Genomic DNA, 24,154 nt, shown 5'->3' on the forward strand with positions numbered 1-24,154 from the left:
GAAAATTTTTCGGAACCGCCCATGCGTAAATTGACCGCAACGATTGCCATGCTGCTCGGCTGCGCCGGCAACGCCCATGCCGAATTCGGCATCCCCGGCTACGAACTGGTGCATACCGCGCCGGTTGAAACCACGCTGGCCACGCCGGATTTGCGGGAGCCGCTGCAGGTGTGGAGCGAGATGTTCGATGGCGCCAAACAACAGATCGTGCTCGGTCAATTCTATGTCGCCAGCCAGCCTGGCGCCGCGTTCGAGCAGGTGATCGCGCGGCTTGCCGCGGCTGGCGCGCGCGGCGTCAAGATCCGTTTCCTGATGGAGGAAAAAGGCAAGTTCGCCTCCGACATGCCGACCATCGAACGGCTCAAGCAGATTCCCAACCTGGAATTCCGCTATCTCGATTATTCCAGGCTGACCGGCAACGGCATCATCCACGCCAAATACATGGTGGTCGATGGCAGCAGCGCCTATGTCGGCAGCCAGAATTTCGACTGGCGCTCGTTCGCGCACATCCATGAAACCGGCTTGCGCATTACCGATGCCGTAGTGGTCGGCCAGCTGCAGAAAATCTTCGAGCACGACTGGCATGCGCAGGAGCTGATCGCGCAAGGAAAAGAAGTGCCCAGGCTGAACCAGGCCGTGGCGAGCGCCAACGACCAGCAAGCGACGTTCCTGGTCGCCAGTCCGAACGCTTTCAATCCACCCGGTGTCGGCGACTCCGAAACAGAATTGCCGAAACTGCTGGCGGCGGCCAAATCCGAAGTCAGGATACAGTTGCTCGACTATGCGCCGCTGAGCTACGGGCCGAATCACACCCGGCCTTATTACGCGGTCATCGACAATGCGATCCGCGCTGCGCTGGCGCGCGGCGTCAAGGTGAAGCTGATGGTGTCGAACTGGAATACCGAAAAGCCGGCGATCGCCTACCTGAAAAGCCTGGCGCTGCTGCCCGGCATGGAAATCAGGATTGTCACGCTGCCGCCAGCCAGCAGCGGCTTCATTCCATTCGCCCGGGTCATCCATAGCAAAACCATGGCGATAGACGGCCAGGTAGCGTGGATCGGCACCAGCAACTGGAGCGGCGGTTACCTGGACCTGTCGCGCAACCTGGAAATCGTGCTACGCAATGAAAAGATGGCAAAACGCATCGCCGACCTGCATCAACAGACATGGGATTCAGCCTACGCCCAGCCGATCGACGTGATGAAGGATTATCCCAAGCCGGTGAAGGGCAAGGAATAATCCTGCCAGGGCTCCGCCTCAGGCAGCGCCGGCCACGGCGGTCAGCATGCTGATGGAGCCGATGTCGATGCCATCCACGGCAATCGTCATCTTCTCGTCGTCCTGCTTGGCGCCGGCGATGTACAGCAATGGCAGGTAGTGCTCCGGCGTCGGCACTGACAGTTGCGCATCCTGGCCCTGGTCGGCATAGTCGATCAGCGCCTGCATGTCGCCGTTCACCAGGCTTTCCCGGATATGGTCGTTGAAGCGCTGGGCCCAGCCATGCACCGGCGCAGCCTGGCTGCGGTTCATCAGGCGCAGGTTGTGCACCACGTCGCCGCTGCCGATAATCAGCACGCCTTGTTCGCGCAAGACGGCAAGCTTGCGGCCCAGGTCGAAGTGGAACTGCGCCGGCTGGGTAGCGTCGATGCTCAGCTGTATCACCGGCACGTCGGCCTTGGGAAAAGCCTTGGCCAGCACCGACCAGGTGCCGTGGTCGAGCCCCCATGAGTGGTCCATGGCAACCGCCACCGGCGCCAGCAGGTCGCGCACCTGCGCCGCCAGCTGCGGATCGCCCGGCGCCGGATAACGCACGTCAAACAGCGCTTGCGGAAAACCGCCGAAATCGTGGATGGTCTTCGGCTGCGCCATTGCCGTGACGCCGGTGCCGCGCGTGTACCAGTGCGCCGACACCGACAGGATCGCCTTCGGCCGCAGCTTGGCGGCGCGGGCGCCAAGCTCGGCCCATGCAGCGGTGTAGCGGTTGTCTTCAAGTGCATTCATCGGGCTGCCGTGGCCGAAGAAAATCGCCGGCATGCGGGTGGCAATGGTGCTCATCTTGATCTCTTCCAAAAAAATTTATTTACCCGCCTGGCTGCCGCCCAGCGCAAATGCGCCGTTGCCCAGCAAGGCTACCGAAATGGCGGCCGCCACCATGAAAGCCGGATATTCCCAGCCGCCGTTAGGGCTGGTGAACACCCAGCCGTTGCCGGCGTGTACCGATAATGCGCCCAACAGCACCGGCAGCGAAATCACCGCGGCAATCCGCGCCTGTAGGCCGAGCGCCATGGCGATCCCGGTCAGCACTTCGACCGCCACCACAGGATATACCGACCATGCCGGGAAACCCTGGCTGGCGAAGAAAGCGGCGGCGCCCGGCAAAGTGAAGACAAACACTTTCAGGTAAGCATGGGCCAGCAGCGCGATGCCCAGGGTCAGCCTGAGCAGGGTGGCGGCATAGGCGCTTGGATTGTTCATGGTATTACTTTCACAAGAAATGGTTAAAAGCCAAGGGAATTGATGGATCGTATTCGACTATATATTCTTGCAATCAAAAGAAAAATCATGTTTTATTGAAATAACATTTCCGAATTCCAAAATAATAAGGCACTGCGATGAATCTGTTCGAGGCGATGAAAGTATTTGTCAAAGTGACTGAAACCGGCAGCTTGTCGGGCGCGGCGCGGATCCTGAACCTGTCCAATCCCTCGGTGACGCGGCACATCGCCGACCTCGAGCAATACCTGGGCGCGCGCCTGCTGAACCGCAGCACGCGCCGCCTCAGTCTGACCGATACCGGCAGCGCTTACCTGGAGCGCTGCAAGCAGGTGCTGGCCGATCTTGAGCAAGCCACGCTGGCGGCCGGCATGCATGCCGCCAACCCGAGCGGCGTGTTGCGCGTCAACGCGCCGGTATCTTTCTCCGTCAACCACCTGGGCCGGCTGCTGCCGCTGTATGCCCAGCGGTATCCGAATGTGGAACTGGATGTGACCTTGTCCGACCGCATTGTCGACCTGGTCGAAGAAGGTTTCGACCTGGCGATCCGCATCGGCCGCCTGCAAAACTCCAGCCTGGTGATGCGCAAGCTGGCCAAGGCGCATGTGCTGACCTGCGCTGCCCCGGCTTATCTGGCGCAGCACGGCGTGCCGCAGCATCCTGACGACCTGGCCCGGCATGCCTGCCTGACCTACGCCTATATGCAGCCAGGCAATGAATGGCGCCTGCAGCGCGACGGCAAGGTCCATACGGTGCGCGTCGGCGGCGGCCTGCATTGCAATAACGGCGATCTGCTGATGGCGGCGGCGGTAGCCGGCATGGGCATCATCCGCGAGCCGACGTTCATCATCGGCGACGCCATCCGCGACGGCCGCCTGCAGCCGATCCTCACCGATTACCACGGCGACGCCCTGGCGGTCCACGCGGTGTATCCGAGCCGCCAGCACCTCTCGGCCAAAGTGCGCACCTTTGTTGATTTCCTGGCGCAGCAGTTCGGCGAAGTGCCGGCCTGGGACCGCGACCTGCCAATATGAAAAAAGGCCGCATCAGCGGCCTTTTTCCTGGATCGGCAAGCGAGGACTTACTTCTTGCTGCGCGGCGTCGCCGCCTTGGTCAGCTGCGCGCCGGCGTTGTTCAGGTTGGCTTCCAGCGTTTCCACCGCCTGCTTGGCATTCTTGGTCAGCTGCTCATAACCGGCATTGGCGTTGCTGATCACTGATTTCAGGATCGCGATCGCATTTTCGGAACCGGCCGGCGCGTTCTTGCTGACTTCTTCAATCAAGGCATTGATGCGGCGGCTGGTTTCCGCCAATTGCGCTTCTGCGGCACGCGTGTATTCGGCCTGGGTGCCGGAAGCAATGCTAGCCAGGTGACGGCCGTAGGCTGCAGCCTTTTCGGCGCCAGGCTTGGCCTGGGCCGCAGAGATGTTGAGGAATTCCTGCGGATCCTTGGCACTCAGCAGCTGCTTGGCGGCGCCGCCGGATTCTTCCAGCGAAGCCTTGGTCGCGTTGATGTTGAGTTCGATGACTTTTTCAACGCCCTCAAAGGTTTTTGTAGTCAGGGTATTGAGCAATGCCAACTGGGCTTCGAAATGCGCTTTGGTTGCTGCGGCAAACTGTTCATGAAACGAAAACATGGCCTTCTCCTGTGTGGACAAATCAACTCTTGCTATCAATATGGCAATATTGCACATTCTATGAGCAAAATGTGAATCTGCCTCCTGCCAAATTTAACAGTCCCTAGCAGCCTGTCGGACTTAGGATGATCGGCTGCTAGCTCGCCACGGCAGCGCAAACCTTCCTGTCTTTCGGTTTGCCGCCATGGCCGGTACGGCAAGCACGGTAGGCAACCACCGTGCTTTCAAACAGCTGGCGCGCCTGCGGCGCCGGCAGTTTCGCCAGCCGTTCCGCCAGCTTGCGGCTGACCTGGAAATGCTGGTAATCGATGGGCTTTTTCCAATCCCCGCCCCAGGTCAGAAAACCATGCTGCGCAAATAGTTCCACAACTTGCTCGCTGCTCCCCGCCCGGCCGGCGATGCGTTCGCCGAAAGCTTGCCCGGCCGGCGGACTGTAGGCCAGCCGGCCTTGCGCATCGCGCCGCACATACGGGTTTTGCAAAGGATTGATATCGATCGCCAAACCGTAGGCATGCAAGGACACCGCTCCGCCGCCGGTAATCGGCCTGTCATTGAAGGCAGAAGTGTTGTTGTCCGCCATCGAGGCGTCGTCGTTGCCTTGATAATGCTCCATCAGGCGGGCCTGCGCAAGCGGGAAGCGGCGCTTGAGCAGCTCGTCGAACAGCGCTTTTACTTGGGGCGCAACCGCTGCCATGACCATGATCTCGCCGTCGTCGTGGCGCACCTGGTCAAAGTCGAGATAAGAGAAACGGACCACTTGCAGCTGCGGGCAGTCAACCGGCGCCCCAGGTCGCAATACGTGTTGCTTGAGCAGCGCGCATTGCTGGCTGTCCAGCCCCGTGGTGGCGCTGGCCTGGGATGCCGCGCCCGCCAGCAGCAGCGCCAGCGTCAGCCGGCGCAGCACGGAAGCAGCCGTCATCAGCTCACCGGCGGCATGACCAGTTCGTGCACCACCAGGCCGGCGTCGGAATCGCCGAAAGTGTCGCCATTGGCTTTGACACGCTCGGCGGCCTGCATGGCGTCGGAGTAGCCTTGTTCCCAACGCCATTCGATTGAGCCGCGCGAAAAATTGATGTCCTTGGACGGCATGTTCCAGTCATGGCCGCTATAGCGCAGGCGCACGATATGGATCGTGCTGTTGTCATGCAGGCCCTTGAATTCCTTGAGGTCCGATTTGCTGCGCAGCTCAGGCGGCAGCTTGTCGTACAGCGCTTGCGCGGCGCGCCGCAGTTGATACATGCGCAAGTAGTTTTCGATGTGGCGCTCCGAACGGGAGGCAAAGGTCACGTCTTTCTGGCGGTTCGTGATCTGGTCCAGGGTCACCGGCTCGGGACCGTTGGCGCTCCACAGATCCACCATGACGCACAAGGTGTTGCCATCGATGTCAGTCTTGGATTCGTCGTCCAGCACCACTTCCAGCGGCGTATTCGAATACAGGCCGCCGTCCCAGTACAGGTCGCCGTCTATCCGCACCGGCGCAAAGCCGGGCGGCAGGGCGCCGCTGGCCATGATGTGCTCGACGCCGATGGTCCTTTCCTGCGAATCGAAGTTGACCAGGCTGCCGCAAGCGACCTTCATCGCGCTGACGGTCAGGCGCATGCCGCCCGGATTGTTCAGGTGCTTGAAATCGACCAGGCGCGACAGCGTTTCCGCCAGCGGGGTGGTGTCGTAAAAGCTGGCTTTCTCGGCCGGCACCGGCCAGCCCAGCACGAAAGGATTCGGCGAACGCGGCGAGAAAAATCCCGGCACGCCGCGCGCAGTGACGTCGGTGGTGGTCCACCAGGTGTTGAACTGGCGCGCGCTGTCGGTGACCTTGCCCAGGTCCATCAGGTCGCCATGGCCGACCTGCTCCCAGAATTCCTTGAGCCGCGATAAGCGCATATCGCGCTCATTGCCGGCGATGATCGCGGCATTGATGGCGCCGATCGAAGTTCCCACCACCCAGTCCGGCGTCAGCCCGTTTTCATGCATCGCATGATAAACCCCGGCCTGATATGCCCCCAGCGCACCCCCGCCCTGCAATACCAGCGCCACCCGCGGGGTGACGGACTCGGCTTTGGTTTTAGTACGGATTCGTGCTTTGGAAGTGGTTGCATTGCTCATTTGGCGCCCGTCTTGTGTAGGGAAGAGCAATCATATTAACCGATAGCGGCGGACGGCAGCGGCCACAGCCGATATGTCATCAAACCATCATAAACAGTAACGATTCTCATTTGTGATATATTAGCCAAGCCCCAAATGTAACTATTTGTTACAGGCAATGAATTATCATTCGATCACCAAAACAGGAGTCTCCATGTTGTTGCGCTCTCTCATCGCCAGCGCCGTGCTGGCCGCCAGTTCAGCTACCGTTATCGCTCAAGAGCAGGTGCTGAACCTGTATTCGGCGCGCCACTATCAAACCGACGAAGCGCTGTATGGCAATTTCACCAAGGCTACCGGCATCAAGATCAACCGCGTCGACGGCGACGACGCCGGCACCGTTGCGCGCCTGAAGAGCGAAGGCGCGGCCAGTCCGGCCGACGTGATCTTGCTGGTGGATGCGGCGCGCCTGTGGCGGGCGGAACAAGACGGCTTGTTCCAGCCGGTGAAATCGGCCATCCTCGACGAACGCATCCCGGCCAACCTGCGCGGCAAGGACAATGGCAAAGGATCGCAGTGGTTCGGTTTTTCGACTCGCGCCCGCGTGATCGTCTACAACAGGCAAAACGTCCAGCCGCAAGACGTCGAGACCTACGAAGCGCTGGCCGATCCGAAGAACAAGGGCAAGCTGTGCACCCGCTCCGGTTCGCATCCCTACAATGTGTCGCTGTTCGGCTCCTTGCTGGAGCACCATGGCGAAGCCGGGACGGAAGCGCTGCTCAAGGGTTATGTCGCCAACCAGGCACGCTCGCCGGTGGGTGGCGACACCGACCAGATCAAGGCGGTCGCCTCCGGCGAATGCGGCGTGGCGATTTCGAATTCCTACTACGTGGCGCGGCTGATGAAATCGAGCAAGCCGGAAGATATCGAAGTCATGAAAAAAGTGGCGGTGATCTGGCCTAACCAGAAAACCACCGGCGCCCATGTCAACATCGCCGGCGCCGGCGTCGCCAAGAACGCGCCGCATCGCGAGGCTGCGGTCAAGTTCCTGGAGTATTTGTCCAGCGACGACGCGCAGCGCTATTTCGCCGAAGGTAATAACGAATCGCCGGCAGTCAAAGGCGTGAAGAGCGGCAATCCGGCGCCGGATGCGCTCGGTCCGTACAAGGCGGAAGTGATCGACGTTTCCGCAGTGGGCCGCAACCAGCAGAAAGTCCAGCAATTGCTGGACCGCGCCAACTACAAATAATAGGAGGCCAGGATTGGAGCAAGGGCTGGCGCGCGATGCGCCAGCCCTTTTCATGCCGGTGCACGATCTATTTTTTCCTGATCATGTAAATCGCCAGCCCTACCATCAGCACCACGCCAAACTCCAGGCCGACCACAATATATTGCGCCATGATGATTATTTATCCGAAAAGTCATGCAATTGATAAAGGGAAGGTCACCACGTGGCTCACATCCAGTTTGATGCCAATCCATTCGTCGACGGCATGGTCGTGATGCGACGGCACCAATGCCAGCAGCTCCTGGCCGCTCGCCAGCTGCAGCGTGTACAGGAATTCAGCGCCGCGGAAAGACTTGCGCTTTATGCGCGCCTTGAACGGCGAAGCGTCGTCATGCACGATATCGTCCGCGCGCAGCAACACGTCGAACGGAGCAGGCCCGTGCGCCTGGATATGCTGCAGGGCTGCGGCGCTGACGTCCTGCAAGTCGCCCAAGGCAGTCGCTACCGCCGGCCGTCCATCGTGCTGGACCAGGCGGCCTGGCAGCAATACGCCATGGCCGATGAAATCGGCGACAAAGCGCGTCGCCGGGCGATGGTACAGATCATAGGGCGCCGCCCATTGCTCCAGGTGGCCATGCTGCATCACGCCTACCACGTCACCTATCGCGAATGCTTCCAGCTGGTCGTGCGTCACCATCAGCGCCGTGATGCCGGCCTGCTTCAGGATCTGGCGCACGTCTTGCGCCAGGCGCTCGCGCAATTCGATGTCGAGGCTGGAAAACGGCTCGTCCAGCAACAGCAGGCGCGGCTCCGGCGCCAAGGCGCGCGCCAGCGCCACCCGCTGCTGCTGGCCGCCCGACAGTTGATGCGGATATTTTTCCTGCGAACCTTCCAGTCCCACCAGGGCCAGCATCTCATCGACCCGCCGCAAGCGCTGCTGGCGCGACGCGTCATGCAAGCCAAAGCCGATATTCGCGGCAATGTCCAGATGCGGGAACAAGGCAAAATCCTGGAACACCATGCCGATACGGCGCCGCTCGGCGGCAATCCTGGTCTCGGGCCCATCCAGCAGCACCTGCCCCAGGGAAATTCTCCCGCCCTGCGCCTGCTCCAGGCCGGCGATCGCGCGCAGCAAGCTGGTCTTGCCGCTGCCCGAAGGGCCGATCAGCACGCCGAGCTGGCCGGCGGCGAGCTGCAGCGACACGGCTTGCACCGCCGGTGCCGGCGCGCCTGGATAACTGACACTGACTTGATCGAGGGTGAGAAACATGGGAAACGGATAAGTGAGGCTGGTTACAATTCGGTTGCTCGGGATGAAGCCGCGCTTGCAGTGCAAAGCCAGCAGCGGAAAGCCGTAGTTTACCGTACTCCCGTTTGCATCCCGTAATTTCCTGCTTCCATATACATGCCACTGATCGCTCTCATCGCACTGTTGATCGCACTCCCCCTGCTCGGCATCGGCGGCGCCTGGCTTCGGCTGGATGCGCAGGCGATCGCCCTGCTGTCGCAACAGATGCAGACAGTATTGCCGGCTTACCTGGCCACCTCGGCCTGGCTGGCGCTGGCGGTAACTGCCGGCGTAGTCGTGGTCGGCGCCGCCACGGCAGTCGCGGTCAGCCTGTTCGAATTCCGCGGCCGCCGTTTTTTCCAGTGGGCGCTGCTGCTGCCGATGGCGATGCCTGCCTATGTGTCGGCCTACGCCTACACTGACTTCCTCCAGTACAGTGGCGTGCTGCAGAGCAGCTTGCGCCAGCTTATCCCCGGCCTGCGCCTGCCGGAAATACGCAGCCTGCCGGGCGCGATCTTCCTGTTCATCTTTACGCTCTATCCCTATACCTACCTGCTGGCGCGCAGCGCCTTGAACGAACGCGGAGTCCATCTCATGGAAGCCGCGCGCTTGCTGGGCATGCCCCTGGCCGCGCGCATCCGGCACGTGGCGCTGCCGCTGGCGCGGCCGGCGCTGATGGCCGGCGCCGCGCTGGCGCTGATGGAAACCCTGGCCGACTATGGCGTCGGCGCCTATTTTGGCTTGAGCACTTTTACCACTGGCATCTATAAAGCATGGCTGGTCATGGACAGTCAGATGGCGGCGGCGCAACTGGCCTCGGTATTGCTGGCTATCGTCGCGCTGTTGCTGTGGGTCGAGCGCAAGGGCCAGCAGCGCATGCGCTTTTCCAGCGTACGAGGGCAACGCGGCGGTGCACCCGAAACCCGGCTTGCTCCCTTGTCTGGCTGGCGAGGTTTGCTGGCGTGGCTGGTATGCGGTTTGCCGATTGCGCTCGGGTTCGTGTTGCCGGTGCTGATCTTGCTGCGTTTGATGTGGCGCGAATTCCTCCACCAGGAAAGCGATCCCTACCTGACCAGCGGCGTCGACCTGCTGCGTTACGCCGGCTGGGCCTGGAACAGTTTCCGCTTCGGCGCCATCGCAGCGGTGCTGGCGGTAGCAGTGGCGCTCGCGCTCAGCTATGTGCAGCGCAGCCGCGGCCTGCCCCCGTTCAAGCTATGGCTGTTGCGCCTGCTCACTCGCATGGCAGCGATGGGGTATGCCGTGCCCGGCTCGGTGATCGCGGTCGGCATCTTGCTGCCGCTGGCCTGGCTGCAAGCGCTGTCGCCGCAAAACCAGGTCGGGATCCTGGTGACGGCGACTTCGTTCGGCATCCTGTATGCCTACCTGGTGCGCTTCAGCGCGGTTGCCGTGCAATCGATAGAGGCCGGCTATGCGCGCATCCCAGCCACCCTTGACGAAGCAGCCCGCACTCTTGGCAGCAGCGGCTGGCGCATCGCCCGCGTCCTGCACGCTCCGCTGCTGTGGCGCTCGATGGCGACTGCGTTCCTGATGGTGTTCGTGGATGTGGTCAAGGAGTTGCCTGCCACCCTGCTGCTGCGGCCATTCAATACAGATACGCTGGCGGTAATCGCGCACAACCTGGCGCGCGACGAGCGGCTCGGCGAAGCGGCGCTGCCGGCATTGACGATTGTAGCCGTAGGCTTGATCCCCGTGCTGCTGGTAACCAAAGCTCTGAACCAGCGTTAAGAATTTGCCTTATCCGGCGTTGCGCCGGGCCTTGGCAGGCACCGGGCGCAGGTGACTGCGGTCCGGCGTAGAACCGGGATCCTTGTTGATCGCCGCCGATACGCCATCGCTGACGCAGTCTTTCACGAAGTCGTTCAGGGACTGCCCCTTCCCTGCCGCCGCCACACTGGCGTTACGATGCAGTTCAGGCGTGAGGCGGACGTTAAACGTGCCGCTGCAGGGCTTGTCCGGTTCCAGGCCCTCGCGCCGGCATTTGTCCAGATAAGAATCCACCGCTTCTGCAAATGCAGCTTGCAGCTCCCTGACATTTTCCGCTTCGTAGCTGACAAGATCATTGATAAACAATATCTCGCCATGCAGGCAGCCATCCTCGATGCTGACCTCGATCGAGCCCGAATAATTTTTATAGCTGAGTATTTTGTCGCTCATTGCATTCCTCGCTGGCGTTCGTCAAACCGTACTCTTTCAGCTTGCCGTTGACCTTTAACAATAAATATCTTTTCACGATATTGCCTGGATGGGGCTTATGCACAAAAATCTTAAGGCCCGCAGCGGTTCTAAAACAGCGATAAGACCCGCCCTTGTCTGAAAACTCGATAAACCCGTATGTGCTGAGCAGGCTAACCAGCTCATGCCATGTAAAGTCTGCTGGAACGGATGCAGCCCGGCTGCGCAATTTATCGGCTTTAGTCATTTGATTATCCTGCCCTTCCCTGAAAATTGCAACTGGAAATTAGTTGCAAAACAGTGTTTCTCCGCCCGCGACGATTTATTTCAATATTCGTGAACAAGCTTGACTGTGTCAATTTGGCAATTCCCCTAAAAGCTTAGGGGGACATCCAGGTCGGCAGGCGTAAAATGCAGCATCCCGCAGTTTCTGCCGCCAATCTTTTCGCTAGCCACCTATGACCATCCTGCTGTCCACGCTCAATGCGCGTTATTCCCACGCCTCGCTCGGGCTGCGCTATCTGCAGGCCAACATGAGTGATCTGCGCGAAGCCACGCAGCTGCACGAATTCGTCATCGGCGCCAAGACCGCCGACATCGTCGAGAAGCTGCTGGCGCACAAGGCCGAGACAGGCGTCACCATCGTCGGCTTCGGCGTGTATATCTGGAATATCGAGGAAACCACCAAGGTGGTGGCGATGCTGAAGCGGGTCGCGCCGGACATGGTGATTGTCTTGGGCGGACCGGAAGTGTCCTACGAATCGGCCGAACAGCAGATCGTCCAGCTCGCCGATTACCTGGTGACAGGCTGGGGCGACGTCACCTTGCCGCAACTGTGCCGGCAGATCCTGCACGGTCCGAAGCCGCTGATGAAAGTCCATGCCGGAGTACAGCCGCCGATGGCCGATATCGTGCTGCCGTACAGCTTGTACAGCGACCATGACATCGCCCATCGCACCTTGTACGTGGAAGCTTCGCGCGGCTGTCCGTTCAAATGCGAATTCTGCCTGTCGGCGCTGGACAAGACAGCCTGGCCGTTTGCGCTCGATGCATTCCTGGCCGAGATGGAGTCGCTGCATGCGCGCGGCGCACGGCTGTTCAAGTTCGTCGACCGCACCTTCAACCTGAACGTCAAGACCAGCCTGAAGATCTTGCAGTTCTTCCTCGACAAGCTGGCGGCCAATCCGGACGATCCTGTGTTTGCCCATTTCGAGCTGGTGCCGGATCATCTGCCGGATGCATTGAAGGAATCGATTGCGCAATTCCCGCCCGGCGCCTTGCAATTTGAAATCGGCATCCAGAGCTTCAATCCCGAAGTGCAGGCGCTGGTGAGCCGCAGGCAAAACAACGAAAAGGCAGCGGAAAACATCCGCTGGCTGATGCAGCAATCGCAGGCCCACCTGCATGTCGACCTGATCGCCGGCCTGCCGGGCGAAGATGTCGCCAGTTTCGCCAGCGGCTTCGACCGCCTGGTGGCGCTGCAGCCGCACGAAATCCAGTTCGGCATCCTCAAGCGCCTGCGCGGCACGCCGATCATCCGCCACACCGAGCCTTACGGCCTGGTCTTCGACCCGCATCCGCCCTACACCATCCTCGCCACCAGCAAGATCGACTTTCCCACCATGCAGCGCCTGCAGCGGTTTTCGCGCTACTGGGACCTGGTCGCCAATTCAGGCCGCTTCGCCCATACGCTGCCGATCCTGCTGGGCGATTCGCCGTTCGCCAACTTCATGGCGTTTTCCGACTGGCTCTACGGCAAGACCGACGCCACCCACAGGATTGCGCTGGACAGGCTGGCAGGCCTAGTCGGTCAATGGTTGCGATTACAAGGGATGAGCGAGAGTGCGGTCAACGCCGTGCTCAGCACGGACTACGCAGGCAAGCCGGCCAGGCCGGCGGACTTGCCGCCCATGGCCAAACCGGACGCGGCAGCTGCGCCCAAACGGCAGGCCCGCCACTTAACCCACTGACCTGGCGGCGGCGCTGATATCCAGCATGTGCTGGCGCCAGGCGCCGATCAGCTGCTGCGCCACGCTGTCCATGGAGGCCAGCGCCACGCTGCTGCTGTGGTTGATGATCATCAGGGCATATACATCGGCGAGCGCATTGACCTCGGGGGACAATGCGCATTCTTCTCCTACCGCAGGCCGTTGCAGACGCCAGTAATTGATGGCTTGTTCCAGTTCGGGCAATGAGATATTCATGGCTTTATTGTACCTGCCGACGCCGGCTTGTCAGCCATGCGGTACAAATATTGTCAAAAAACCACGCCTGCAACCAGGATGATATTGGCATACGGCGTGAACTCGCCAGTGCGGATGACCGCCTTTGCGCTGTGCGTCATGCGTTTGAAATCGGCGTGCGACAAAGTCCGCTTGTCGGGCAGGCCGAGCGCCTCGATCTGCTGCGCCAGCTGCGGGCTGTGCAATGGCAGTTCATCGGCCAGCACATGGTGTTCGACCTGCATTTCAGTCAACACGGTTTCCAGCGTAACCATGAAACCGGGCACACCGCGCGTCAGCGCCAGGTCGATCAGCGGCACGCCAGGCGGCACCGGCAGGCCGGCGTCGCCGATCACCACGCTTTCGCCATGGCCGAGCGATGCGATCAGTTGCGACAACGCGATATTCAGCAATGGACTCTTCTTCATCTCAAGCCTCCAGTTCGCGGCGATAAGGAATCGAGGTTTGCGCGCCGACGCGGGCCACGCTCAAGGCCGCTGCGCATTGGCCGAAGGCGATAGCGTCGGCTTCGCTGCGGCCTTCCGCCAGCGCGGCGACAAAACCGCCAATGAAGGTATCGCCGGCAGCGGTGGTGTCCACCGCCTTGGTCGGCTGCGCCGCAAAATGGACCGAGCCTGACGACAGCGCAGCATAAACGCCTTTCTCGCCCAAGGTGACCAGCACATTGCTGCTGCCATCGGCGCGCAACTTTGCGACTGCGGCTTCGATGGCGGCGTCGTTATCCAGGCTGGCGGCATTCAGGCCGGCCAGCATGGCCGCCTCGATTTCATTCGGGATCAGGTATTCCACCTGCGCCAGCAAATCGGCTGGCAAGGCTTGCGCCGGCGCCGGCGCCGGATTGAGCACCACGATCTTGCCCAGCTGATGCGCCAGCCCGATTGCGTGGCGTACGGCTGCCAGCGGCGTTTCCAGCTGCAGGACGACGATGCGCGCCTGTTCGATCAAGCCGCGCGCGGCATCGATATGGGCCGGGCTCAAGGCGTCGTTGGCGCCGGCCGCCAGCACGATGCTGTTCTGGCCGCTGGCGTCGACCAGGATCGAAGCCACGCCCGATGCTTCGCCGCTGATCGTGCTGACATGGCTGTCGTCGATGCCGTCGTTGCGCAAGGCGGCGCGCAGTTCCGTCCCGAACGCATCGTCGCCGAGGCAAGCCACCATCGCCACTTTGACGTCGTCGGCGCTGAGGCGCGCGCAAGCGACTGCCTGGTTCGCGCCCTTGCCGCCCGAGATGGTCTGGAAGCGCCCGCCGGAAAGGGTTTCACCGGGATGCGGCATGCGCGGCACGTTAAGCACCAGGTCCATGTTGATACTGCCGATGATGACGATCATGTGCGTTCTTTAAATAAGGATTACTAAAAAAGGAAACTGAAATTCAAGCCGTCACGACGCCACGGTCGAACCGCGGACATGCAATTCGGGCGCAATCGACAACCGTTGCAAAGGGCGGTCGGGCGTTGCGATCCGCTGCAGCAGGCATTCAGCCGTGAGCTGGCCCAGCCTGCGGGTATTCTGGGCGACGCTGGTCAGGGTCGGATGGACAAACTGGGCCAGGTCGATATCGTCGAAGCCCACCACCGCCAGCACTTGCGGCACCGCGATGCCGAGCTCAGCCGCGGCACGCAGCGCGCCGATCGCCATCAGGTCATTACAGCAAAAAATCGCGTCCGGCGCTTGCGAAGGCAGGGATGCAAAGCGCGCCAGCAGGCTGCGCGCCGCCAGGTAGCCGCCGGCGCTGGTGAAATCGGCATAGGCCAGCAGCGCCTCCGGCAATTCGACGCCGGCAGCCAGCAAAGTCTGGCGCAGGCCGCCGATCCGCTCGCGCGAAATGGCGATGTCCTGCGGGCCGCCGATGCAGGCGATGCGGCGCCGACCCAGGCTAAGCAGGTGCCGGGCCGCCAGCACGCCGCCGGCGGCGTTGTCGACCGCCACCAGGTCGATCGCCATGTCCTTCGGCGCACGGTCCAGCAGCACCGTCGGCACCTTCATCTTGCGCAGCAGTTCGCCGTCGGTCTGCGCCAGCGTAGCCACGATCAGGCCATCGCAGCGCTTGGTCAGCAATACGTTCAGGTAATCGCGCTGCTTGGCCGGATCGTCGTCGGAGTTGCACAGGATGACGCTGTAGCCGGCGGCATAACAACTGTCTTCGATGCCGCGCGCCACTTCCGAAAAATACGGATTGGTGTTGTTCGGGATGATCAGGCCGATACTGCCGGTAGCCTTGCTTTTCAAGGAACGCGCCAGCGCGCTCGGCACATAAGCCATCGACTCCACCGCCGCCAGCACTCGCGCCCGGGCGTCGGCGCTGACCGGCCGGGTCTGGTTCAGGACGTGCGAAACCGTGGTGTATGAAACCCCGGCCGTGCGCGCTACATCCTTGATGGTTGCCATGTTATTTACTCAATGCCTGGTTGCGGGCGGTAGTTTAATGCGTGGAACGTTCGCCGCGGCGGCGGTAAGTATCGAGCACCACGGCAGCGACAATCACCAGGCCGGTAATGATGCGTTTCATCGGTTCACTGACGCCGACCTGCGCCAGGCCCGCTTCCAGCACCGAGATGATCAGCACGCCGATGAAGGTGCTGATCACCGAGCCGCGCCCGCCCATCAGGCTGGTGCCGCCGATCACCACCGCCGCAATCACTTGCAGCTCCATGCCGACGCCGCCATTCGGGTCGGCCGCCTCCAGCCGCGATACCTGGAACAAGGCGCCGACGCCGGCCAGCAAACCCATCAGGGCGAACACCAGCACCTTGCTGGGCCGCGGATTGATGCCGGACAGGCGCACCGCTTCTTCATTAGTGCCGATGCCGATCCAGTGGCGTCCCAGCACGGTCTTGGTCAATACCAGGTGGCCGATGACGACGATCAGGATGGCAGACAGGAAAGCCGGCGACATGCCGAACAGGATAGGCGAACTGATGCCGTCCACCGCGCTGCCGATATATTCGGTACGCGAGTTGGTGACCTGGTAAGCCAGGCCGCGCGCCATTTCCAGCACACCCAGCGAGACGATAAACGAAGGAATGCGCCAGCCGACCGAAATCAGGCCGGTCAGCATGCCGCACAAGCTGGCCACCAGCACGCCCAGCGTGGCGGCCGCGAACAGGGGCCAGCCCCAGCGCACCATCGCCATCGACAGCACCGAAGCCGCCAGCGCCATGACCGAACCCACCGACAGGTCGATGCCGCCGATGATCAGCACAAACGTCATGCCGACCGCCATCACCACCAGCGTCGGGATATCGTTGGACAAGGTAGTGAAGGTCGCGGCGGTCAGGAAATTTTCGCTCAGGATGGAGAACAGCACGCACATGGCCAGCAGCGCGCCGATCAGGCCCAGGTAATTCTTCAGGCCGGACATGCTTCGGGTAAAAGAAAGTGTTGTCATGATTTTCGGATAGGTTAAGGACTTCAGGCAGCTTGCACGGCTGCAGTGTCTGCAGGAGCGTTGCCGTTGCCGTTCATGTAGCCGCTGAAGGCCGCCGCCAGGATCGTCTCCTGGCTCCACTGGCCGCGCTCGAACGTGTCGACCAGCTTGCCGGCGCTCATCACTGCGATGCGGTCGCAGATCAGCATCAGTTCGCGCAGGTCGCTCGATACGATCAGCAGTCCCTTGCCTTGGCGCGACAGTTCGGCCAGCAGCTTGTAGATATCGAACTTGGCGCCGATGTCGATGCCGCGGGTCGGTTCGTCGAACAGCATGATCGGGCAATCGCGGTACAGCCAGCGCGCAATCACCACCTTCTGCTGGTTGCCGCCGGACAGTTCTCCTGCCGCCTGCATGCCGTTGCGCGAGCGGATCCGCAGGCGCTTGATGTAATCGCCGGCGACCCCGGCTTCAGCTTGCTGGTCAAGCACGCCGAATCTGCTGACCGCCGAGAGCTTGGCCAGCGTCGTGTTCAAGCCGATCGATTGCGGCAGCAGCAAACCCTGGCTCTTGCGGTCTTCGGTGATCATGGCGATGCCGGCGGCGATGGCGTCTTTCGGCGAAGAAATTTTTGCTGGCTGCGCTTGATCGCCGATGAACACCTCGCCCTGGTCGGCCCGGTCGGCGCCGAAAACAAGGCGCAGCAATTCGGTGCGGCCGGAGCCGATCAGACCTGCAACGCCGAGGATCTCGCCGGCGCGCAAATCGAATGAAGTCGGCGCAACCGCCTTGCCGCGTCCGATATTGCGCACGCGCAGCAACGGCGCCCCGATGGTGCGGTGGCCAAGATCCAGCTCGGCTTCGGCGGCGCGGCCGACCATCAGCTGCACCAGCGCATCGGTGCTGTAGCCGCCGATGGCGTCGTCGCACACCAGCTGGCCGTCGCGCAATACGGCAATGCGGTCGGCCACCTGCTTCAGCTCTTCCAGCCGATGCGAAATATAGATGATGGCAACGCCTTCCGACTGCAGCCGGGCAATCTGCGTAAACAGCAGTTCGACTTCGCGGCTGGTCAGCATGGCGGTCGGCTCGTCGAGCACCAGCAAGCGGCAGCTGCCGATCAGGTTGCGCGCGATTTCCACCATTTGCTGGTGGCCCACGCCCAGTTCGCCGACCGGCGTCCAGGGGTCGAGGTCGGTCAATCCTACCGCCGCCATCTGGATCCGCGTATCCTCTGCCAGCCTGGCCTTGTCGATCCAGCCGAAGCGATGCGGCAGCTGGTTGAAATACAGGTTTTCAGCAATGCTCAGAGTCGGGATCAGGTTCAGTTCCTGCATCACCATGCGGATGCCGAGATGTTCGGCTTCCTTGCGCGAACCTGGCTGGTAACGCTGGCCGTCGAGCAGCATGCTGCCCGTGGTGGGATCGACCAGGCCACAGACGATTTTCGACAGCGTGCTTTTGCCGGCGCCGTTTTCACCGGTCAGGGCCAGGATCTGGCCCGGGCTGATGCTGATCGAGACATCGCTCAAGACCGGCTCGACATAGGTCTTGCCGATGCCGCTCAAACTCAACATGGGAACTGCGGATGCAGCGGCGCGCCCGTCGGAGCGCGCCGCCGCCATGGATTCATTGGACATTCTGTACTCCAGCAGTGACAGCTGTAGTTATGCTTGGCGGAGCAAGGCAAGGTACTTTCTACCTTGCCCCGCGCGGTTGCGCAATTAATTGGATTATTTGCTGTCTTTCGTCACCAGCGCGACCTTGGTCTCGACGGTGCCGCCGAGCGTGTTCTGGGCTTTCTTGTCGGTAATCGCTTTCAACACCGTCTCGATGCCGAACACCGCTTGCTGCGAAGCGAACTGGTCGGCTGTCGCCAGGACCCGGCCGTCTTTCAGCATCGGCTTGATGGCGTTGATGTTGTCGTAGCCGACCACCAGCACCTTGCCGGTCTTGCCTGCGGCCTTGACCGCGGCGACTGCACCCAGGGCCATGTTGTCGTTACCGGCCAACAATGCCTTGATGTCAGGATGCGCATTCAGCATGGCGGCAGCGATCTGGTTGCCCGGCGCCATTTCCCACTGGCCCGATTGCACGCCGACGACCTTGGCGCCGACCGCGCTCATTGCATCCTGGAAGCCCAGGGTGCGCTGCTGCGCATTGATGGTGGTCGACACGCCTTCGATGATGCCGACCTTGTCGCCGCTCTTGATCTGCTTGGCCAGGTAGTCGCCGACCAGCTTGGCGCCCTTGCGGTTATCCGGGCCGACGAACGGCACGGTGATGCCTTTTTCCTTGAGAGCGGCGTCATCCAGCTTGTTGTCGATATTGACCACGATGATGCCGGCGTCGATGGCTTTCTTGATGACAGGCACCAGCGCCTTGGAGTCGGCCGGCGCGATCACCAGGCCGTTGACCTTGGAAACGATCATCTGTTCGACGATCTTGATCTGGTTGGAAGTGTCTTGTTCGTCCTTGATGCCGTTGGCAAGCAAGTCATACTGGGCGGCATGCGCCTTCTGGTGTTCCTTGGCGCCGTTTTCCATGGTCAGGAAAAATTCATTGGCGAGCGATTTCATCACCAGCGCAACCTTCGGTTTGGCGGCGGTCTGCGCCATGGCTGGCAGGGACGGCAGTGCGCAAACCAGCACGGTGGCGGCAATCAGCTTGAGGCGGATACGGGTATTCATCGAAAGTCTCCTGAAATTTGTTGTTGAGCGGCATGTTTGTCGTGCCATCATTTGGAACGCGCAAACGTTTGCGCGTTTCGATGATAGCACCAGATCCAGCCAAAACTCAAGACCGTTGCATTGCTTGCCAAAACCGCAATGAACTGTCCGGGCGGCGGCTAGCCAGGGAATCCCGGTGCTGGGACGGATGCCGGATCAGGAGGAAAGAAAGCGTTCCAGCCGCTGCACGCCATCTTCCAGGCGCTCGAGCGAACTGGCAAAACACCAGCGCACATAACCTTCGCCTTCGGGACCGAAGGCATTGCCGGGCGCCAGGCCAAGGCCGGCCTCGCGCACCAGCTGCTTGCACAGCGCCAGGCTGTCGCTGACGCCGTCGACACGGAAAAACAGATACATCGCACCCTTGGGCCGCGGCGCCGTAATTCCCGGCAAAGCGTTCAGGCGCTGGTACAGGAAATCGCGCGCCGCGCGATAACGGGCCACCGTGGCGCCGATGATTTCATCGCCGCGCTCGATGGCGACTACGCCGGCGCGCTGCACGAAGCCGGGTGCGCAGGAAGTGTTGTACTCGATCAGCTTGCCGATGTCCGTCATCAAGGCCGGCGGCGCTGCCAGCCATCCCAGCCGCCAGCCGGTCATCAGCCAGGATTTGGAAAAGCTGTTGGAGGAAATCAGGCGGTCGTCGGCAGCGGCGATATCCAGGAAGGATGGTGCGCATTGCGGTGCATCGGGCTGGTCGGTGTATACCAGCCGCTCATAGACATCGTCGGCCACGATCCAGATGCCGTGCCGGCGGCAGTGCGCCAGGACGATCTCCTGCTGTTCACGCGGCATGACCCAGCCGGTCGGATTGTTGGGCGAGTTCAGCAGGACCGCGCGGGTATCCGGCGTCAAGGCGTCCAGCAGCCGCTGCAGATCGAGCTCCCAGGTATGGCCGAACTGCAGCGCCACCCGCGTCACCTCGGCGCCGAGGATCTTCGGAATCTCGGCGACATTCGGCCACAGCGGCGTCACCGCCACCACGCGGTCGCCGGGATTGATGATCAGCTGCGACAGCACCATCAGCGCCGATACACCGGACGAAGTGACGGCGATCCGGTCGGCGCCGATGGGCTGGTGCAAAGCGGACAAATAAGCCGCGATCGCCGCCCGTAAAGGCGGGATGCCATAGTTATGGGTATAGAAGGTATCGCCGTCATCCAGTCCGGCCTTGGCCGCATCGCGGATGAAGCTCGGGGTTACCTGGTCGGGCTCGCCGAACCAGAACGGCAGGACATCGCTGCGGCCCATGCCGACGTTGGCCACTTCGCGGATGCGCGAAGCTTCCAGTTGGCGCACCACGGCGCGGGCGACGGTAGGATGATCCAGGGGCATGGCAATATCCGGTGAGCAAAAGCGACAAGCAAGTGTAGCCGAAGCATGGCCGGCGGTGGCACGGCAAAATCACCGAGCCAGTGCCCGGCGCCCTGTCCGCAGCAATAAAAAAGCCGCTCAACGAGCGGCTTCTTCAGGTGCCGGCAAAGCTTTATGCAGCTTTGCGCTTGGCGACCACCCGTTTTGGGGCGGCCTTTTTCGCCGCCGGTTTCTTGACAGCCGGCTTCTTCGCTACCGCTGCCACTTCGCCCTCTTCGCCTTCGACAGCCGCGGCTTTCGCCTTGCCCTTCGGCGGCGCCTTGGCCTTGCGTTCTTCAAACTCGAAACTGACCTTGCCGTCCTTGCCCTTGACCAGGAAAGCCTTGAACGGACGGCGCGTACGCTGCGAAATGAAGCCTGGCAGCAAGTCGGTCTTGCCGTCGTTCAGCAGCTTGACCATTTGCTCCGGCAGGATTTCCTGCTGCAGGATGATGCGGCCGCTGCGGAAATCGCAAGCCTTCGGTTTCGCTACCGATTTTTCGCAGACGTAAGCCAGGCCCATCTCGTAGACGCCGTTGCCGCATTTCGGGCAAGGCCCCAGCGCGGTCTGGCCGGTGAAATCGACACCCTCGCCGTCTTCGCCTTCGCCGTCGTTCTGGCCGAAGTCGAATTCCAGCTTGTAGTTCTTGATCTCTTCGTCGCGGCTGATCTTCAGGATCGCGGCAAACGGACGGCCCATCTTCGAACGGAATCCTTGCAGCGGGCCGATGGTGCGCTTGGTCAGCAATTCTTCGACTTCAGGGATTTCGAACTGGCGGCTGCCCGGCGTCTTGCTCATCGAGAATTCGCATTTGGTGCAGGCGAAACGGCGATAGTTTTCCTTGACCACGCTGCCGCAGTTCGGGCACGGCGCCAGCAAGGTCGCATAGTCGCCGGGGATGGTGTCGTTATCGTATTCCTTGGCGCGCTTGACGATGATCTGGGTCAGCTGCGCGATCTCGCGCATGAATTCTTCACGGCTGATGGTGCCGCGTTCGATCTGCGACAGCTTGTATTCCCACTCGCCGGTCAGCTCAGGCTCAGTCAGTTCGTCGACGCCGAGGCCGTGCAGCAAGGTCATCAGCTGGAACGCCTTGGCGGTCGGCATCATTTCCCGGCCTTCGCGCAGCAGGTATTTTTCGTTCAGCAAACCTTCGATGATCGCGGCTCGCGTCGCCGGCGTACCGAGGCCTTTGCCGGCCATCGCTTCGCGCAGGTCGCCGTCGTCCAGCAGTTTTCCCGCGCCTTCCATCGCCGACAGCAAGGTCGCTTCGGTATAGCGCGCCGGCGGTTTGGTGACCAGGCCGTTGGCGGTGATCTTGTCGGTCTTGACCTTCTCATCCTTGGCTACCGCAACCAGCGTGCCGCTGTTTTCCGGATCCTTTTCATCCGCGGCTTCCTTGCCATAGATCGCCAGCCAGCCCGGATTCGTCATGACCTTGCCTTCAGTCTTGAACTGATGGCCGGAAACTTCGGTAAAACGGGTGGTGACCTGGAACTCCGCGGCAGGGAAAAATACGGCCATGAAACGGCGTGTCACCAGGTCGTACAGCTTTTGTTCCGGCTCCGACAGGTTCTTCGGCGCCTGCGTGGTCGGGATGATCGCAAAGTGATCGCTGATCTTGGTGTTGTCGAAGATGCGCTTGTTCGGCTTGACCCAGCCCTTGTTCAGGATCTGCGCGGCGAACTGCTGGTAGTTGTTGTTCTCCGATACCGTCTCCAGCGTCTGCTTGACGGTGCTCAGGTAATCTTCCGGCAGGTGGCGCGAATCGGTACGCGGGTAAGTCAGCACCTTGTGCTTTTCGTACAGCGCCTGGGCCAGGCCCAGGGTGTTTTTGGCGGAAAAACCGAAACGCGAGTTGGCTTCGCGCTGCAGGCTGGTCAGGTCGAACAGCGCCGGCGCCATCGAGGTGGTCGGCTTCGACTCTTCGCGCACCGTGCCCAGCTTGCCGCGGCAGGCAGCCACGATGGATTCGGCGGCAGCCTTGCTCCACAGGCGCTCGGCGCGTTTTTCCGGATCAGTTTCATCCTTCTTGTGCGCGGTATCGAGCCAGCGACCCTCGTAGATGCCGGCGGCGCAGACAAACTCGGCGCGCACTTCCCAGAAATCGCGCGGCACGAACTTCTTGATCTTCTCTTCGCGCTCGACCACGATCGACAGGGTCGGCGTCTGCACCCGGCCCACGGTGGTCAAATAGAAACCGCCTTCTTTCGAATTGAAGGCGGTCATTGCGCGCGTGCCGTTGATGCCGATCAGCCAGTCCGCTTCGCTGCGACAGCGGGCAGCGTCGGCCAGCGGCAGCATGTCCTTGTCTTCGCGCAGGTGGGTGAAGCCGTCGCGTATCGCGCCCGGCGTCATCGATTGCAGCCAGAGCCGCTTGACCGGCTGCTTGGCTTTCGTATATTGCGCGATCAGGCGGAAAATCAGCTCGCCTTCGCGCCCGGCGTCGCAGGCGTTGATCAGGGAGGTGACATCCTTGCGCTTGATCAGCTTGTTGAGCACCTTGAGGCGCGACTCGGTCTTGGCGATCGGGTTCAGCGCAAAATGCGGCGGGATCATCGGCAAGTGGGTGAAAGTCCATTTGCCGCGCTTGACGTCGTATTCTTCGGGAACGGCGATTTCCAGCAGGTGGCCGACCGCCGAGGACAGGACGTATTCGTCGGATTCAAAGTACTCATCGTGCTTGGTGAAGCCGCCGAGCGTCTTCGCGATGTCGTTCGCGACAGAAGGTTTCTCAGCAATGATGAGGGTCTTGCTCATAGTGTTGTCTCGAAAGTTGCGCGCATCATTTCAGCGCATGTTTTTGCTTTGGCTCGCCGCGGCAGTCCGGAAATTTAGTTGCCAACAGGAAATCACCCGTAATATATCAGTAAACTCCCGCAGCAAACTCGTAGCAGTAATTCGCGGCAGGTTTCACGGCCGGCGCCGCATAATGCGGCCAATGATAAGCGGGTTGTTGGAAAAGTCGCAAGCAGCAAGACCGAAATCTAGCCAGCATGCAGCAGGTGAAAGTCGCGTTTAATGCAGCTGGCGCGGCTCAGGATCGTCGTCTTCGTCGAGAAACAGCTCGTCGAACATCAGGCCGTCCGGCTCCTTGCCTTGGCTCCATAGCACCATCAATACGATCACCTTGAGTTTGTCGAGCGGGACCGGAGTCTCGCTGACGGTCAACGCGCGCTCAATGACAATCTCGCGTTGCACCGGGTTGAGCATCTTGGCCGACTCCAGGAACTGGATGAAGCCAATCGCAGGAATGCCCAGCACGTCGATCTCTTGCTGGGCGTAGATGCGGATGCCAAAAGAAAAAGCGGTTTGCTGCGGGTATTTGTCGGCGAACTCATGGTTGGTTTCCGCCAGGTCCGTCAGCCAGCCGAGCGCCTTGGCTATCTCTTCTTCTTCAAAGCCGATCGCCGACAGCTTCTTGACCAAGGCCTCCGGTTCAGGGCAGGCGTCGGGCCGATAATAAGTTTCATACAGATAAACAAGGACTTCAAACATGGTTCTACTGTATCGCTAAGGTAAGGGTAAGACAAGCAAAGTA

Annotated in this window: 24 protein-coding genes; 6 read left to right on the forward strand and 18 right to left on the reverse strand. The window is 61.2% G+C overall.

The features are described 5' to 3' along the window. Positions 1–21: 21 nt before the first annotated feature. Entirely contained in the window at positions 22–1,239 is a 1,218-nt protein-coding gene (locus tag V8G57_RS10280) for a phospholipase D-like domain-containing protein (protein WP_342829305.1), read from the forward strand. A gap of 18 nt (positions 1,240–1,257) precedes the next feature. On the opposite strand, the gene ygiD is transcribed toward V8G57_RS10280, so the two are convergent. Together ygiD and V8G57_RS10290 are read right to left on the reverse strand one after the other, a co-directional pair. Beyond that, positions 1,258–2,055, reverse strand: coding sequence for a 4,5-DOPA-extradiol-dioxygenase (gene ygiD / locus V8G57_RS10285; RefSeq protein WP_342829306.1), 798 nt, complete (start codon positions 2,053–2,055; stop codon positions 1,258–1,260). A 21-nt stretch (positions 2,056–2,076) separates the two neighbouring features. After that, positions 2,077–2,475, reverse strand: a complete 399-nt coding sequence (locus tag V8G57_RS10290) for a DoxX family protein (RefSeq protein WP_092395340.1) — start codon at positions 2,473–2,475, stop codon at positions 2,077–2,079. Positions 2,476–2,612: 137 nt separating this feature from the next. On the opposite strand from V8G57_RS10290, the gene V8G57_RS10295 reads away from it, so the two are divergent. Then, positions 2,613–3,527, forward strand: a complete 915-nt coding sequence (locus V8G57_RS10295) for a LysR family transcriptional regulator (RefSeq protein ID WP_092395343.1) — start codon at positions 2,613–2,615, stop codon at positions 3,525–3,527. A gap of 47 nt (positions 3,528–3,574) precedes the next feature. Here V8G57_RS10295 and phaP read toward each other — a convergent pair whose 3' ends face one another. The 3 genes from phaP to V8G57_RS10310 all read right to left on the reverse strand — a co-directional run bounded on the left by phaP (position 3,575) and on the right by V8G57_RS10310 (position 6,232). Further along, on the reverse strand, positions 3,575–4,129 hold the full coding sequence (gene phaP, locus V8G57_RS10300) for a TIGR01841 family phasin (protein ID WP_342829307.1): 555 nt from the start codon (positions 4,127–4,129) through the stop codon (positions 3,575–3,577). Positions 4,130–4,265: 136 nt separating this feature from the next. After that, complete coding sequence (locus V8G57_RS10305) at positions 4,266–5,048, reverse strand: M15 family metallopeptidase (protein ID WP_342829308.1); 783 nt, start codon at positions 5,046–5,048, stop codon at positions 4,266–4,268. After that, on the reverse strand, positions 5,048–6,232 hold the full coding sequence (locus tag V8G57_RS10310) for a patatin-like phospholipase family protein (RefSeq protein WP_254784982.1): 1,185 nt from the start codon (positions 6,230–6,232) through the stop codon (positions 5,048–5,050). The genes V8G57_RS10305 and V8G57_RS10310 overlap by 1 nt, the downstream gene beginning before the upstream one ends. 193 nt (positions 6,233–6,425) lie before the next feature. Between V8G57_RS10310 and V8G57_RS10315 the strand changes: the two genes are divergently transcribed. Beyond that, positions 6,426–7,460 carry a Fe(3+) ABC transporter substrate-binding protein gene (locus V8G57_RS10315; RefSeq protein WP_342829311.1) on the forward strand — a complete coding sequence of 345 codons (1,035 nt, stop codon included), beginning with the start codon at positions 6,426–6,428 and terminating at the stop codon, positions 7,458–7,460. Between the two features lie 13 nt (positions 7,461–7,473). Beyond that, on the forward strand, positions 7,474–7,644 hold the full coding sequence (locus V8G57_RS10320; RefSeq protein ID WP_342829312.1) for a hypothetical protein: 171 nt from the start codon (positions 7,474–7,476) through the stop codon (positions 7,642–7,644). Here the strand turns inward: V8G57_RS10320 and V8G57_RS10325 are convergent. After that, positions 7,633–8,709: an ABC transporter ATP-binding protein gene (locus V8G57_RS10325; protein WP_342829314.1), complete on the reverse strand. Its 1,077-nt coding sequence runs from the start codon at positions 8,707–8,709 to the stop codon at positions 7,633–7,635. The two genes, V8G57_RS10320 and V8G57_RS10325, sit on opposite strands and share 12 nt — an antisense overlap. A 135-nt stretch (positions 8,710–8,844) precedes the next feature. On the opposite strand from V8G57_RS10325, the gene V8G57_RS10330 reads away from it, so the two are divergent. Next, a complete protein-coding gene (locus tag V8G57_RS10330) occupies positions 8,845–10,473 on the forward strand; it encodes an ABC transporter permease (RefSeq protein ID WP_342829315.1) in 1,629 nt (542 codons plus the stop codon). A 9-nt stretch (positions 10,474–10,482) separates the two neighbouring features. Here the strand turns inward: V8G57_RS10330 and V8G57_RS10335 are convergent, their stop codons facing one another. Further along, positions 10,483–10,902, reverse strand: coding sequence for a type II toxin-antitoxin system HicB family antitoxin (locus V8G57_RS10335; protein WP_342829316.1), 420 nt, complete (start codon positions 10,900–10,902; stop codon positions 10,483–10,485). Beyond that, positions 10,877–11,167 (reverse strand): type II toxin-antitoxin system HicA family toxin, encoded by a 291-nt coding sequence (locus V8G57_RS10340; RefSeq protein ID WP_342829317.1) that lies wholly within the window; start codon positions 11,165–11,167, stop codon positions 10,877–10,879. The genes V8G57_RS10335 and V8G57_RS10340 overlap by 26 nt, the downstream gene beginning before the upstream one ends. A gap of 211 nt (positions 11,168–11,378) precedes the next feature. Here V8G57_RS10340 and V8G57_RS10345 point away from each other — a divergent pair, with 211 nt between their 5' ends. Next, positions 11,379–12,890, forward strand: a complete 1,512-nt coding sequence (locus tag V8G57_RS10345; RefSeq protein WP_342829318.1) for a B12-binding domain-containing radical SAM protein — start codon at positions 11,379–11,381, stop codon at positions 12,888–12,890. Here V8G57_RS10345 and V8G57_RS10350 read toward each other — a convergent pair. The 10 genes from V8G57_RS10350 to V8G57_RS10395 form a co-directional block, all read right to left on the reverse strand. Continuing rightward, positions 12,879–13,124: a DUF3717 domain-containing protein gene (locus V8G57_RS10350; RefSeq protein ID WP_092395366.1), complete on the reverse strand. Its 246-nt coding sequence runs from the start codon at positions 13,122–13,124 to the stop codon at positions 12,879–12,881. The two genes, V8G57_RS10345 and V8G57_RS10350, sit on opposite strands and share 12 nt — an antisense overlap. 53 nt (positions 13,125–13,177) lie before the next feature. Further along, the gene (gene rbsD, locus V8G57_RS10355) at positions 13,178–13,570 is read right to left on the reverse strand and encodes a D-ribose pyranase (protein WP_092395369.1); all 393 of its coding nucleotides are present in this window, start codon (positions 13,568–13,570) and stop codon (positions 13,178–13,180) included. Position 13,571: 1 nt separating this feature from the next. After that, on the reverse strand, positions 13,572–14,492 hold the full coding sequence (rbsK, locus tag V8G57_RS10360; RefSeq protein WP_342829319.1) for a ribokinase: 921 nt from the start codon (positions 14,490–14,492) through the stop codon (positions 13,572–13,574). A gap of 51 nt (positions 14,493–14,543) precedes the next feature. Beyond that, on the reverse strand, positions 14,544–15,551 hold the full coding sequence (locus V8G57_RS10365; protein WP_342829320.1) for a LacI family DNA-binding transcriptional regulator: 1,008 nt from the start codon (positions 15,549–15,551) through the stop codon (positions 14,544–14,546). Between the two features lie 34 nt (positions 15,552–15,585). Then, on the reverse strand, positions 15,586–16,551 hold the full coding sequence (locus V8G57_RS10370) for an ABC transporter permease (RefSeq protein ID WP_342829321.1): 966 nt from the start codon (positions 16,549–16,551) through the stop codon (positions 15,586–15,588). Positions 16,552–16,574: 23 nt separating this feature from the next. Next, positions 16,575–18,170 carry a sugar ABC transporter ATP-binding protein gene (locus V8G57_RS10375; RefSeq protein ID WP_342829322.1) on the reverse strand — a complete coding sequence of 532 codons (1,596 nt, stop codon included), beginning with the start codon at positions 18,168–18,170 and terminating at the stop codon, positions 16,575–16,577. Positions 18,171–18,263: 93 nt separating this feature from the next. Then, positions 18,264–19,220 (reverse strand): sugar ABC transporter substrate-binding protein, encoded by a 957-nt coding sequence (locus V8G57_RS10380; protein WP_092395381.1) that lies wholly within the window; start codon positions 19,218–19,220, stop codon positions 18,264–18,266. A gap of 195 nt (positions 19,221–19,415) precedes the next feature. Next, on the reverse strand, positions 19,416–20,594 hold the full coding sequence (locus tag V8G57_RS10385; RefSeq protein WP_342829323.1) for a pyridoxal phosphate-dependent aminotransferase: 1,179 nt from the start codon (positions 20,592–20,594) through the stop codon (positions 19,416–19,418). Positions 20,595–20,745: 151 nt separating this feature from the next. Then, complete coding sequence (locus V8G57_RS10390; RefSeq protein ID WP_342829324.1) at positions 20,746–23,373, reverse strand: DNA topoisomerase III; 2,628 nt, start codon at positions 23,371–23,373, stop codon at positions 20,746–20,748. Positions 23,374–23,631: 258 nt separating this feature from the next. After that, positions 23,632–24,111 carry a Smg family protein gene (locus tag V8G57_RS10395; RefSeq protein WP_014008079.1) on the reverse strand — a complete coding sequence of 160 codons (480 nt, stop codon included), beginning with the start codon at positions 24,109–24,111 and terminating at the stop codon, positions 23,632–23,634. Between the last annotated feature and the right edge of the window lie 43 nt (positions 24,112–24,154).

It is taken from the genome of Collimonas rhizosphaerae (assembly GCF_038896935.1).
Classification (GTDB): domain Bacteria; phylum Pseudomonadota; class Gammaproteobacteria; order Burkholderiales; family Burkholderiaceae_D; genus Collimonas; species Collimonas rhizosphaerae.